Below are 12,258 nucleotides of genomic sequence, written 5' to 3'. Positions count from 1 at the left end.
CGGGCCGTCGGGTCCGCGCTCCCCGGAACGCGGACGGATCTTTCCAGGATGGAGCCCATGATCGTCCTCACGCGCCTGAACCGTTCGCGGTTCGCGGTGAACCCCGACCTGATCGAACGCGTCCAGGCAACGCCGGACACGACGCTCATCATGGTCGACGGTGCGACCTTCGTGGTCACCGAGACGATGGATGACGTGATCGCCCAGATCACCCGGTTCCGCGCCGGCGTGCTCGCCACGGCCGCCGCCCTGATCAGCACCGCCGGAACGGACGCAGACGCCCACGCTTCCGAGGTCGGTCTCTGATGGATCCGTCTCTCATCCTCGGACTGGTCCTCGCGTTCGGCGCCCTGATCGCCATGATCAACCTCGAAGGCGCGACCATCGGATCGCTGCTGATCCCCGCCCCGATGGTGCTGGTCTTCGGAGCCACGATCGCCGTCGGCATCGCGAGCGGCACTGTGCGCGATGCGCTGCATGCGGTCAAGTCGCTCCCCCGCGCCTTCCGCGGCGAGCGCCGCACCGCGTCGAGCATGATCGACACGGTGGTCGGCTACGCCGAGAAGGCGCGCGCCGAAGGGCTCCTCGCCCTCGAGCAGGGACTCGAGGACGAGAAGGACCCGTTCCTGCGCCAGGCACTGCAGAGCATCGCCGACGGCACCGACGCCGAAGACCTGCGAACGCTGCTGGAGGATGAGCTCACCTCGACCGCCGCCCGCAACCGCACCGCCTCACGCTTCTACATGACGCTCGGCGGCTTCGCGCCCACGGTCGGCATCATCGGCACCGTCGTCTCCCTCACGCACGTGCTGGAGAAGCTCGACAAGCCCGACACGCTCGGCCCCATGATCGCGACAGCATTCGTCGCGACGCTGTGGGGTCTGCTCTCGGCCAACTTCATCTGGCTGCCCATCGGCGGACGCCTCCAGCGTCTCGGCGAGCTCGAGCTCGAACGCATGACCGTGCTCATGGAGGGCATGCTCGCGATCCAGGCCGGCGCCCCGCCGCAGTTCGTCGGAGAGCGCCTGCGAGCCCTCGTGTCCGAGCGCTCCTCCGCCCGCTCTGGCCGTCGCGCCCGCACCCGAGCAGCCGAGGAGACGGAGCAGGCGTCATGAGCGTCCGTGCCCGTCGCCGCGTGCCGCAAGAGGAGCACAGCGGTCCGGATGAGCGGTGGATGGCGTCGTACATGGACATGGTGACCGTGCTGATGTGCATGTTCATCGTGCTGTTCGCGATGTCCACGGTCGACCAGGAGAAGTTCGAGGCTCTCAGCGCCTCCCTCGCGACCGGCTTCGGGCAGGAGCCGTCGGACGAGATCGACGCCACCACAGGTGTGGTCGTGCCACCGGAGCTGGTCGATGAGAAGGGCGAGGACTTCGCCGACGTCGACCTGGCCGCGGCGCAGACCGAGTTCGACGAGCTGTCTGCTCTGCGTGAGCGGCTGCGTCAGGTCCTCGCCGAGAACGGGCTCGAAGCCGACGTCACCTTCACGATCGACGAGCGCGGCCTCACGATCGGCCTCGTGAGCGCCGAGACCTTCTTCGACACGAACAGCACGACCCTCAGTGCGAAGGCGGTCCTGGTCCTGGACGCGCTCGGCTCGGTGCTGGTCACCGCCACCAACGAGATCTCGGTCGAAGGTCACGCCGACGTCCGCGGATCGGTCGCACCGTACCCCACCAACTGGGAGCTGTCCGCCGGTCGCTCCACCCAGGTGCTGCGGCACCTCGTCGAGGCCTCGGGGCTTCCGCCGGCGCACCTGAAGTCGGTCGGCTTCGGCGACACCCGCCCGGTCGCCGCGGGCGACGCTCCCGAGGCGCTGGCCCAGAACAGACGGGTCGACATCGTCGTGCTCTCCGACGCGAACGAGGAGGTGCGCGCGCTCATCCCCCAGGCACAGGCGGGAAAGCCGTCTTCCTGACCCGCCCCCTCACCTAACGCACGCCGATCGCCGCCCGATAGTCGGGTTCGTGGTGATCGAGGACAGCGTGCGCTCCGAAGCGCGCGCAGGGACGGTGGAGAGGACCGCCGAAGTCGAGGTGTACGACTTCGGCCGTTCGGCGACCCTCTCGCGTGAACACACCCGTGCCCTGGAACTGGCTTTCGAGACGTTCTCCCGGCAATGGTCCGCGCAGCTGTCGGCGAAGATCCACGTGCGTGCCACCATCGCGGTCGAGCATGTCGGGATGATGACCTACGGCGAGTACGCCGAGTCCCTGCCGACCACGACCACCATGATCGTGTGCGCGCTTCCGGATTCGGAAGAGCGTCTCATCGTGCAGCTGCCGACATCGGCCGCGACCGCCTGGATCGTGCAGATGGTGGGCGGACGGGTATCCGCCGCGTCGGAGGAGCGCACCTTCACCCCGATCGAGCAGGCGCTCATCCGCTCGCTCATCGTCGATGCGATCGACCATCTCACCGGAGCGCTCGACGGGCTGCTCCCGACCGGGGTCTCCTTCAGCGGCATCCAGTACAGCTCGCAGTTCGCCCAGGTCGCGGCCTCCGGAGAGCCCGTCATCGTCGCGCGCTTCTCGATGCGCCTCGCCGGTCGCACGGTGCCGACCAGTGTGATGCTGCCGGCCTCCGTGCTCGCCGGTTTCACCGTGCGCCCCTCCGAGGACGAGCGCACAGCCGCCCCGGCCCGGATCCGTCGTCAGGTCGATCTCGCCCCCGTCGAGCTCGCGCTGCGACTCGCGCCCCGCGCCGTGCTGCCGCGTGAGGTGCTGGATCTGTCCGTCGGCGACGTGATCGCGTTCCCGCACTCCGCCGACCGACCGATGACCCTCGTCGTCGGTGATCAGAGCGTCGCCACGGCGGCCGTCGGCACCGCAGGCGCACGACTGGCCTGCGTCGTGACCACCATCGTCCCCGATCCCGCTTTCGCCGAGGAGCCCGCGTGACCAGCACCACCACCTACGAGTCCGCCGTCGCCGCCGCCTTCGCCGCGTCGCTGCCGACGGCCTCTCCTCTCGTCGCACGCGCCTCGCAGGTCTCCGGAGACACCGGCGATGCCCTGATCGTGCCGTTCGTGGGCGAGGCGAGCGCGCACCTGGCGGTACAGCTGTTCGAGCCCGAGATCCTGGTCGACGGACTCGGCGGCACCCCCCTGGCCGACCGTCTGCGCGACGCCCTCGACACCGCGACCAGCGCACTGGGTTCCGGCGCCCTCGGTGAGGCGACGACCGGCGATGCCTCCACGCTCTTCGCCGATCCGGCTGTGCAGCTCTTCGATCTGCAGGACGATGCCGGCCACACGGTCGGCCGACTCGCCGTCGTCGTCACGCGCGCGCCGGCTGGCGCCTCCCACTCCTCGCGCCGACTGCACCGCATCGCGGGCGTGGAGATGGAGCTCACGGTCGAGATCGGACGCACCAGGATGGCGGTGCGCGACGTGCTCGATCTGGAACCAGGGCGCATCGTCGAACTCGACCGCTCGGCCGGCGCACCCGCCGACATCAAGCTCAACGGACGCATCATCGCGCACGGCGAGGTCGTCGTCGTCGACCAAGACTACGCGGTGCGCATCACCCGCATCCTCGAGAACGTCGAGGCCTGACCCTGGACGACCTCTTGCTCGGCCTGCGGGTCGTGCTCTCGCTCGCCGCAGTGCTCGGGGTGCTGTGGTTCCTCCAGCGCCGCGTCGCACGCACGCAGGCGCGTCGTCGCGACAGCGAGGCGATCACGGTGCTCGGACGCCAGGGGGTCGGCCCGAAGGCGCAGATCGTCGTGATCCAGACGGCGGATGCCCGGTACGTGCTCGGCGTCACCGAGCACGGCGTGAACGTCGTCGACCGCCTGCCGATCGTGCCCACGCAGGAGCAGGACGACCCCGCGCATCCGACGTGGTCGGCGGCGAGCGCCGAGGCGGCGTCCGACGCCGAGGAGTTCGACCGGATCCTCGCGGCCACCGCCCTGACCGCGTCGACGACCGTCTCACCCGCGTCGCCGACGCCGCAGCGTCGGGTGCGGCACCGCAACGATCCGCTGCGCGGCTCCATCCTCTCCCCTGAAACCTGGCGGCAGACCGCCGAGGCCATCCGGCGCAACCGATGAGCGTCGCCCGCGTGGTCGGCGACGCTCGCGCGCTGCGACGGATCGCCCTGCTCATCGCCGCGGCCCTCGCGCTGGTCGTCGTCGTCACACTCGTCACGGGCACGGCCGCCCAGGCACAGGTGACCCCGGACGACCAGGGCGAGGGCGTCACGATCGACATCAACGGCGTCGACGGCGGCCCCTCGGGCTCCATCCTGACGCTGCTGGGCATCACGCTGCTCTCGGTCGCCCCGGCGCTTCTGCTGATGATGTCGTCGTTCACGAAGATCTTCGTGGTGCTGGCGATGACCAGGAACGCCCTCTCCCTGCCGACCATCCCCCCGAACCAGGTGCTGGCCGGCCTCTCCCTCTTCCTGTCGCTGTTCATCATGTGGCCGGTGCTGACCGAGATCAACACCGTCGCGGTGCAGCCCTACATCGACGGCGGCCTCACCTTCACGCAGGCGATCGACGTCGGCCAGCTTCCGCTGCAGGAGTGGATGCTCCGCTTCACGCGCGAGGAGGACCTCGCCCTGATGACCCGGATGGCGGGTCAGCCCAACCCCGAGGATCCCTCGAGCGTCCCGATGTACACCCTCATCCCCGCGTTCATGATCTCCGAGCTGCGGGCCGCGTTCATCATCGGCTTCGTGATCTTCATCCCGTTCCTGGTCATCGATCTGGTCGTGGCCGCGGCGCTGATGTCGATGGGCATGATGATGCTCCCGCCCGTGATGATCTCGCTCCCGTTCAAGATCCTGCTGTTCATCCTCGTCGACGGCTGGGGGCTCATCATCCGGGCCCTCCTGGAGAGTTACGGAGGGGTCGGATGAGTCCCGAAGCCGTCATCGACATCGGCACGCAGGGGTTGATCATCGCCGCGAAGCTCGCCGCGCCCGTACTGGTCACCGCCCTCGTGGTGGGTTTCGCCATCTCGCTGCTGCAGTCCATCACCCAGGTGCAGGAGGTGACGCTGTCGTTCGTGCCGAAGATCGTCGCCGTCGGCATCGCGCTGCTGATCGCCGGCAACTGGATGATCGCGGAGATGATCGCCTTCACGAATGAGATGTTCGCCCGAATCCCCTCGCTGCTGAGCGGATGACCCCGTGTACATCCCGATCGACTTCGCCTGGCTGGAGGCCACGATGCTCGCCGCCGTGCGCATCACGGCGTTCATCATGATCGCTCCGCCGTTCTCCTACGGGGCGATCCCGGTGCGGGTGAAGGCGATGCTCGCGATCGGCCTGTCGCTCGCGGTGGGCACGGCCGTCGCTCCCGGCTACGAGAACCTCGACACCGGGCCGTTCCTCGGCGCCCTGGTGCTGCAGCTGGTCACCGGCGCCCTGCTCGGATTCCTCGTGCTGCTGTGCTTCTCGGCGCTGCAGGCGGCCGGAAGCCTGATCGACGTGTTCGGCGGTTTCCAGCTCGCTCAGGCGTTCGATCCGCATTCGCTCGTGAACGGCGCCCAGTTCACCCGGCTCTTCCATCTGACCGCGCTGACCCTGCTGTTCGCCTCGGGCGGGTATCAGCTGATCCTGGCCGGGCTCGCCCGCAGCTTCGAGGCCGTGCCGGTCGACGGCATGTTCCAGGCGGCGGGCCCGGCCGAGCTCCTCGTCGACGGGGTCTCCCAGATGGTGCTCGCGGCCGTGCAGATCGCGGGGCCGCTGGTGCTGGTGCTGTTCCTCGCCGACGTCGGGCTCGGACTCATCACCCGCGTCGCCCCGGCCCTGAACGCGTTCGCGATGGGCTTCCCGGTGAAGATCCTGCTGACGCTGCTGCTCGCCGGCGCAGTGTACGCCGTGCTCCCCGGCATCGTCGATGCCCTCGCCGCGCAGGCCCTGCGCATGATGCAGGGGGTGCACCAGTGAGCGGCACCGACAGCGGCGAACGCAGCGAGAAGGCGACCGACAAGCACCTCAGCGAAGCACGCAAGAAGGGACGCCTGTCCCGCAGCCAGGATCTCACCGCCTGGCTGGGGATCGGCGCGGCGGCGGTCACCATGCCTGCGGCCATCGCCCTGGGCGCATCGGCCGGCAGCGAGCAGATGCTCACTCTGACCTCCCTGGTCGATGCCCCGACGCCGCAGGCGGCACTCGCAGCCCTCGGCCGTGGCCTCGCCTCCGTGCTCCCGACCATCACCGTGATGCTGGCCGCCGTCGCGATCGTCACCCTCATCGGAGCCGTCGTCCAAGGCGGCGTGCATCTGAAGCCGCTCACCGGACGCTTCGAGCAGTTCAACCTCGTCACCGGGATCCGGCGGGTGTTCGGCATGCAGGCCCTCTGGGAGGGTGCCAAGGCGCTCATGAAGACCGCGGCCATCGGCATCGCGCTATGGTTCGTGATCGCGAGCCTGATGCCCGTGCTGACGGCGAGCGGCGCGCACTCGATCTCCCGCCTGCTCGGCACCGCGAGCGAGGGCACCACCGCGCTGCTGCAGACCGCGATCGGCGTCGGCCTCGCCCTCGCCGCGATCGACATGTTCGTGGTGATGCGGCGCAACCGCAAGCACACGCGCATGACCAAGCGCGAGATCCGCGACGAGAGCAAGAACTCCGAAGGCGACCCGCTGATCCGCCAGCAGCGACGCTCGCGGCAGCTCGCCGTCAGTCGCAACCGGATGATCGCCGCGGTCGCCGGCTCCGACGTCGTCGTGGTCAATCCGACCCACATCGCGGTCGCACTGCGCTACGAGCCCGGCCGCGCCGCCCCCAAGGTGGTCGCCAAGGGCAGCGGTGTGATCGCCGAACGCATCCGCGACGAGGCCGTGCGCGCCGGCGTGCCGCTCGTGCGCGAGATCACCCTGGCCCGGGCCCTGCACGCCGCCTGCGATCTCGGCCAGGAGATCCCCGAAGACCTGTACAACGCCGTGGCACGCGTGCTCGTGTTCGTCGACTCGCTGCGACGACGCGGAGCCGCGCGCGGCATCCACTCCCTTCCCTACCGGAGGACCGCATGAGACAGCTGATGACCAAGCTGATGGTGCCGATCGGAGTCGTGGGCATCATCATGCTCCTGGTCGTGCCGGTGCCGCCGTTCCTGCTCGACATCCTCATCATCCTGAACATCATGTTCGCGCTGGTGATCCTGCTCACGTCGATGTTCGTGAAGAAGCCGCTGGACTTCTCGGTGTTCCCATCGCTCCTGCTCGTGGCGACCCTGTTCCGGCTCGGACTCAACGTCGCCTCGACCCGTCTCGTGCTCGGGGAGGCGTATGCGGGGCAGGTGATCGAGGCGTTCGGCGCGATCGCCGTCGGCGGCTCGCTCATCATCGGCGCGGTCGTCTTCCTGATCCTCGTCGTCATCCAGTTCGTCGTCGTGACCAAGGGAGCCGAGCGCGTGGCCGAGGTCGGCGCGCGGTTCACGCTCGATGCCATGCCCGGCAAGCAGATGGCGATCGACGCCGACCTCAACGCCGGCCTCATCACCGACGCCGAGGCCCGAGAGCGCCGCGCCGAGGTGGCAGCCGAAGCCGACTTCTACGGCGCGATGGACGGTGCGTCGAAGTTCGTGAAGGGCGACGCGATCGCCGGTCTCGTCATCATCATCATCAACGTCGTCGGCGGCATCGCGATCGGCATCGTGCAGCACGGGATGACCATCGACGAAGCGGTGAGCACCTACAGCCTCCTCACGATCGGCGACGGGCTCGTGACGCAGATCCCCGCCCTGCTCATGGCCGTCTCCACCGGCATGATCGTCACCCGCTCCACGGCTGAGGTGGAGATGGGCACGGCGGCGTCGGCCCAGCTCGGCCAGTCCCGCAACGCGCTGATCATCGCCGGATGCGCCGCGATCATCATGTCGCTCATCCCGCACATGCCGATGCTGCCGTTCGTCGCGATCGGGGCGCTGCTCCTGCTCATCGCACAGCGCATCAAGGCGACCCAGAAGCGGGAGGAGGCCGCAGCGGCCGCGCAGAGCCCTTCGAGCGTGCCGACCGACCAGCCGGAGGAGCTCATCGAGAAGATGCGTGTGCATCCACTCGAGATCCTGCTCGCCCCCGACATCGTCGACATGGTCACCGGGGGCCCTGACGACCTGCTCGCGCGTGTGAAGGCCCTCCGGCGCCGGATCGCCCTCGATCTCGGCCTCATCACCCCGCCGGTGCGCACCCGCGACAGCATCGAGCTGCCGCAAGCGACCTACGTCATCCGCATCGCCGGGGTCGAGACCGGCCGCGGCACCGCACCGGCGGGGTCCGTGCTCGCGCTCGGTCAGGGCCTGGACACCCTCCCCGGCACCGCGACGCTCGACCCGGTCTTCGGGCTCGAGGGCAAGTGGATCCCCATGGAGATGCGCCACAGCGCCGAGTTCTCCGGTGCCACGGTGATCGACCGCGCGAGCGTGATCATCACGCATCTGTCCAGCGTGATCCACGCCCACGCCGCACGCCTGCTGAGCCGCGAGGACGTGCGCCAGCTCACCGATGCCCTCAAGCAGGTCTCCCCCGCCGCGGTCGAGGAGCTCACACCGGCGCTGCTGTCGTTGGCCGAGGTCCAGCGCGTGCTGCAGGGTCTCCTCGCGGAACGCGTGCCGATCAATGACCTCGGTCGCATCTACGAGGCTCTCGCACTGCGCGCCAGGGCCTCCACCGACCCCGAGGGCCTGATCGAGGCCGCCCGAGCCGCGCTCGGTCCCGCGATCGCCGCCCGGTTCGCAGACGCCGGCACGCTGCGCGTGGTGATGATCAATCCGCTTCTCGAGCAGGCGATGCTCGAGAGCCTGCGTCCGGGCGACGAGGGCAGCCAGATCGTGTTCGACCCGCAGCGCATGGAAGCCGTGGTCGAATCGGTGAAGCAGGCCGTCTCCTCGGTGCGCGAGGGCGGAGAGCCGGTGCTGGTGTGCGCCCCGTCGTTGCGGCCGGCCGTGCGACGCCTCGTCTCGGCGCAGACGGACGGTCTTCCCGTACTCTCCTACACCGAGGCGACCGCCGCCGCCCTCACGATCGAGACGGTCGGGGTCGTGCGGGACATCCCCGCCCCTGCGGTCGGCGTCGTCCCTGCAGCACTAGGCTGAACGAATGCTGGTTTTGACGAGGCGGATCGGTGAGAGCGTGCGCATCGACGGCGACATCGAGATCACGCTGCTCGAGATCAAGGGCGACAGCGTGCGGATCGGTGTGAAGGCGCCCCGCGAGACGCGCATCCAGCGCACCGAGATCATCGAGGCCGTCGTCGCCGAGAACGTGTCCGCCGCCGCCGAGACCGATGCCGGTGCGGAAGAGGCCATCGCCGCTGCCCTCGCTCGGCGCCGGGAAGCCCGCCCCTCCTCGTAGAACGTCGACCTCAGGCGGATGCCAGGTCCGCCACCGTGGCCCGCTTCCATTGGTCGCCGCCGGCAGCTCGCGCCCTGGCCGCCGCACTGCCCGCCGCCGTGACGAGCGCATCGTAGTCGTAGCCGAACACCGATGCGGTCGCCCAGCCGATGCTCGCCGACGACCGGATGCCCGTCACCGCGGTCTCGGTGTCGATCACCGAGATGCGCGTCAGCATCTCCCGAAGATGATGGCGGACCAGATCGTCGCTGCCGCGGATGATGACCATCGCACGGCCGTCGGCGACCCGATCGGCATCGGCCGATGCCGGCAGGGCGTCCTCGATGTCCTGGTGGAAGCGATCGACGATGAGGGCGAACGCCGCCCCCGTGGACGCCTCGCGAAGGTCGGCGGGATCGTCCAGCCGGATGTCCAGGATCGACCACGGCTGATCGCTCTGCGCCTCGGCCTTGCGCAGCCGTCGACGCGCCCGCTCGGCGATGTCACCGGCATCGTCCTTCTTCTGCTCCGATCGCACCAGCAGCACCAGGGTGAACGCCGCACAGGTGCTGACCACCACGGTGCCGACCGCGTTGAGCCCCCGCAGTGCGCTCAGTTGGGCCTCGGTGCCGGCACCACCGGAGATCAGCGCGGTCGCGGCGCTCACGAGGGCGACCACCACGAAGCCGCACGACGCGAGGGCCAGCGGCAGCACGATGTCTCTGACGGCCGGTCCATCGCGCAGCAGCTCGTAGGCCACCAGACCCGCGAAGACGGCGCTGCTGAGGAAGACGAGCTGGAACGCGGGCATGTACCAGCCGGTGCCGGCCGTGGTCACCAGGAGGGTGGGAGCGGCCAGGACGAACAGGACGATCGGCCACCGACGCGCCCGCCGCCCGAAGTGGAACCGCAGTCCGATCCAGACGAGAGGTTCGAAGCACAGCAGGAGTGCGGACGCCGCCCCTCGCAGCATCGCGATGTCCGTCTGCTGGCCGGCGAGCCAGAGGTAGGCCCCGAGCATCCCTAAGCCGAAGGCGCCGCCCCAGGCGACCGTCGCCCTGCTCGGGCGGGCGAGTGTGCCGAGCCCCACGACCATGACCGTGAGCACCGTGACCACGGCCACCATGCTGGTGGTGATGTCGACGTTGACGGGAACGAGCGGGCTCACGCCTGTACCTCCTCAGCGGAACGTGGCGGGAATCGAAGTGTCACGCGGGTGCCGATCCCCCGCTCGCTGGAGACATCGATGCTGCCTTCGTGCGCGGCCACGATCTCCCGCACGATCCCCATGCCCAGCCCTGTGCCGCTGATGCCGGCGCGCACCGCGCTCTCCGTCCGGAAGTACGGCTCGAACACCCGTGACAACTCCTCGGGTGTCATGCCGAACCCGGTGTCGATGATCGAGACCTCCGCCTGGCCGGTGGCGGCCGTATCGATCGCGACGTCGATGCGCCCGCCGGCCGGGGTGTATTTGGCGGCGTTGCTGAGGAGGTTGTCGAGCACCTGTCGCAGCCGGAAGGGGTCGCCGGAGATCACGAGGCTCGTCGCTCCGGCGATGACCAGCTCCTGCCGGTTGCCCGAGAAGACGGGCGCATACGAGGCGGCGGCCTCGTCGACGACCTCGCGCAGGTCCACGGGGGCGAAAGGCTCCTGCGCGCTGCGGCTCGTCTGCTGGAGGATGCTCGCGACCAGATCCTGCATGCGCTCGCCCGCGTGCGCGATGATGTCCAGCTGCGCGGGCACGCGCCCGGGAAGGTCTTCGCGCTCACGCAGCAGGTCGACGTGTCCGATGATCGCCGTGAGCGGATTGCGCAACTCATGGGAGACGACGGCGTTGAAGGCGCGCCGCTCCTCGTCGGCCTCGAGCAGGGCCGTCACGTCGTCGATCACGACGAGCGTGATGTCCTCCCCCTCCCCCGCGCTGGCCATCGACTGCGTGCTCACCTCGAGTGCACGCCACTGCCCCCGACCGTCGAACAGCCATACCCGCTCCGCCTGCAACTGCTCCCCGCTGGCTGCCCGCGCCAGGGAGGTGCGCGAGGGCGGCAACGCGGTGCCGCGCCGCGCGTCGTACTCGACGGAGGCCGAGGGCAGCGCCGCGCCGAAGCGGTCGCGCCCGTAGAGCGCACGGTAGGCGTCGTTCATCTGGAGGATGCGCCCGCCGGTGGTCACGACCACGAGCGCGACCCTCAGTGCATCGACGATCTGGACGACCCGTCGCTGATTGGCCTCGGCCCGCTCTGCCGCACGATTGACCTGCTCGGAACGACGCTGCAGCAGCCGTCGCGCGGCGCGGGAGCGCTGTGAGCCGATGCGGATCGTCACCCCGAGGAAGCCCAGTGTGATCACGAGGGTGAGCAGTCGCAGCAGGATGTCGGCCGGAGCGCCGTTGTGGTCCGCGAACGCCACGAGGGTGGCGCTGATGAAGGCGATGCCGCCGAGCACCCACGGCAATGTGAAGTAGGTGGCCAGCCAGACGACGGGGAAGACCCAGAGGAAGCCGAGCCTGATGTCGGGGGCGTTGGTGGTGAACCCCACGGCGAGCGCATCCAGAAGCGGCACGGCGGTCGCCGCGGTGCGCGGGAGTCGATGCCACGGCACGGCGAGGGTCGCCACCGTGGTCAGAATGACGAGACCGAATCCGGCGACCACGAGGGGGTTCGCGAAGGTCTGGGGCTTGAAAGCGGTGATCATGACGACGATCGCCACGATGCTGCCGGTGAAGACGAGCTGCCAGCGCCAGATGGACACCGTGCGGACCATCAGTGTCCACCCTCCCCTTCGAACCTCAGCTTTGCCGCAAGATTACTCAAAGATCGTTCGAGCCCGCTCTTCAGGCGGCCTCTCGCCCCTAGCATTCTCAGTGGGGGCCGATACTGCGACTGGGGCACAACGCAGACGCTGGGGCCGCGCGAGTGGGGATTCGCAGGCGATCGGGGCCGTGGTTGGGGAACCACGGCCCCGCCCCC

General features: G+C 69.3%; 14 protein-coding genes. 12 read left to right on the top strand and 2 right to left on the bottom strand.

Annotation, left to right across the window (positions count from 1 at the left end):
* Positions 1-57: 57 nt before the first annotated feature.
* From D514_RS21025 to csrA, 12 genes are read left to right on the top strand one after another with little or no spacing between them, the layout of a single operon-like run.
* A complete protein-coding gene (locus D514_RS21025; RefSeq protein WP_017828233.1) occupies positions 58-306 on the top strand; it encodes a flagellar FlbD family protein in 249 nt (82 codons plus the stop codon).
* The gene (locus D514_RS21020; protein WP_017828232.1) at positions 306-1,115 is read left to right on the top strand and encodes a motility protein A; all 810 of its coding nucleotides are present in this window, start codon (positions 306-308) and stop codon (positions 1,113-1,115) included. Before D514_RS21025 ends, D514_RS21020 begins: the two co-directional genes overlap by 1 nt.
* The gene (locus D514_RS21015) at positions 1,112-1,921 is read left to right on the top strand and encodes a flagellar motor protein MotB (RefSeq protein ID WP_031205354.1); all 810 of its coding nucleotides are present in this window, start codon (positions 1,112-1,114) and stop codon (positions 1,919-1,921) included. Before D514_RS21020 ends, D514_RS21015 begins: the two co-directional genes overlap by 4 nt.
* 49 nt (positions 1,922-1,970) lie before the next feature.
* Entirely contained in the window at positions 1,971-2,903 is a 933-nt protein-coding gene (locus D514_RS21010) for a flagellar motor switch protein FliM (RefSeq protein ID WP_017828230.1), read from the top strand.
* Positions 2,900-3,559, top strand: a complete 660-nt coding sequence (gene fliN, locus D514_RS21005; protein WP_017828229.1) for a flagellar motor switch protein FliN — start codon at positions 2,900-2,902, stop codon at positions 3,557-3,559. The genes D514_RS21010 and fliN overlap by 4 nt, the downstream gene beginning before the upstream one ends.
* A 14-nt stretch (positions 3,560-3,573) precedes the next feature.
* The gene (fliO, locus tag D514_RS21000; protein ID WP_017828228.1) at positions 3,574-4,056 is read left to right on the top strand and encodes a flagellar biosynthetic protein FliO; all 483 of its coding nucleotides are present in this window, start codon (positions 3,574-3,576) and stop codon (positions 4,054-4,056) included.
* Positions 4,053-4,868, top strand: a complete 816-nt coding sequence (gene fliP, locus D514_RS20995) for a flagellar type III secretion system pore protein FliP (RefSeq protein ID WP_017828227.1) — start codon at positions 4,053-4,055, stop codon at positions 4,866-4,868. Before fliO ends, fliP begins: the two co-directional genes overlap by 4 nt.
* A complete protein-coding gene (fliQ, locus tag D514_RS20990; RefSeq protein ID WP_017828226.1) occupies positions 4,865-5,137 on the top strand; it encodes a flagellar biosynthesis protein FliQ in 273 nt (90 codons plus the stop codon). The genes fliP and fliQ overlap by 4 nt, the downstream gene beginning before the upstream one ends.
* A 4-nt stretch (positions 5,138-5,141) precedes the next feature.
* Complete coding sequence (locus D514_RS20985; RefSeq protein ID WP_017828225.1) at positions 5,142-5,903, top strand: flagellar biosynthetic protein FliR; 762 nt, start codon at positions 5,142-5,144, stop codon at positions 5,901-5,903.
* Positions 5,900-6,991: a flagellar biosynthesis protein FlhB gene (locus tag D514_RS20980; protein ID WP_017828224.1), complete on the top strand. Its 1,092-nt coding sequence runs from the start codon at positions 5,900-5,902 to the stop codon at positions 6,989-6,991. Before D514_RS20985 ends, D514_RS20980 begins: the two co-directional genes overlap by 4 nt.
* The gene (locus tag D514_RS20975) at positions 6,988-9,051 is read left to right on the top strand and encodes a flagellar biosynthesis protein FlhA (RefSeq protein WP_031205350.1); all 2,064 of its coding nucleotides are present in this window, start codon (positions 6,988-6,990) and stop codon (positions 9,049-9,051) included. Before D514_RS20980 ends, D514_RS20975 begins: the two co-directional genes overlap by 4 nt.
* 4 nt (positions 9,052-9,055) lie before the next feature.
* The gene (csrA, locus tag D514_RS20970) at positions 9,056-9,310 is read left to right on the top strand and encodes a carbon storage regulator CsrA (protein WP_031205349.1); all 255 of its coding nucleotides are present in this window, start codon (positions 9,056-9,058) and stop codon (positions 9,308-9,310) included.
* 10 nt (positions 9,311-9,320) lie between these two features.
* On the opposite strand, the gene D514_RS20965 is transcribed toward csrA, so the two are convergent.
* Complete coding sequence (locus D514_RS20965; RefSeq protein ID WP_017828221.1) at positions 9,321-10,457, bottom strand: hypothetical protein; 1,137 nt, start codon at positions 10,455-10,457, stop codon at positions 9,321-9,323.
* Positions 10,454-12,052 (bottom strand): cell wall metabolism sensor histidine kinase WalK, encoded by a 1,599-nt coding sequence (locus tag D514_RS20960; RefSeq protein WP_017828220.1) that lies wholly within the window; start codon positions 12,050-12,052, stop codon positions 10,454-10,456. The genes D514_RS20965 and D514_RS20960 overlap by 4 nt, the downstream gene beginning before the upstream one ends.
* Positions 12,053-12,258 lie beyond the last annotated feature (206 nt).

The organism is Microbacterium sp. UCD-TDU (genome assembly GCF_000340625.1).
Classification (GTDB): Bacteria; Actinomycetota; Actinomycetes; order Actinomycetales; family Microbacteriaceae; genus Microbacterium; species Microbacterium maritypicum.
This window is presented reverse-complemented; position numbering and strand designations above follow the sequence as displayed.

Excerpts from the sequence above, each read along its gene's own strand:
- D514_RS21015 (WP_031205354.1), top strand. The coding sequence starts at position 1,112 with ATGAGCGTCCGTGCCCGTCGCCGCGTGCCGCAAGAGGAGCACAGCGGT.
- csrA (WP_031205349.1), top strand. The coding sequence starts at position 9,056 with ATGCTGGTTTTGACGAGGCGGATCGGTGAGAGCGTGCGCATCGACGGC.
- fliP (WP_017828227.1), top strand. The coding sequence starts at position 4,053 with ATGAGCGTCGCCCGCGTGGTCGGCGACGCTCGCGCGCTGCGACGGATC.
- D514_RS21025 (WP_017828233.1), top strand. The coding sequence starts at position 58 with ATGATCGTCCTCACGCGCCTGAACCGTTCGCGGTTCGCGGTGAACCCC.
- D514_RS21020 (WP_017828232.1), top strand. The coding sequence starts at position 306 with ATGGATCCGTCTCTCATCCTCGGACTGGTCCTCGCGTTCGGCGCCCTG.
- D514_RS20975 (WP_031205350.1), top strand. The coding sequence starts at position 6,988 with ATGAGACAGCTGATGACCAAGCTGATGGTGCCGATCGGAGTCGTGGGC.
- D514_RS20960 (WP_017828220.1), bottom strand. The coding sequence starts at position 12,052 with ATGGTCCGCACGGTGTCCATCTGGCGCTGGCAGCTCGTCTTCACCGGC.
- fliQ (WP_017828226.1), top strand. The coding sequence starts at position 4,865 with ATGAGTCCCGAAGCCGTCATCGACATCGGCACGCAGGGGTTGATCATC.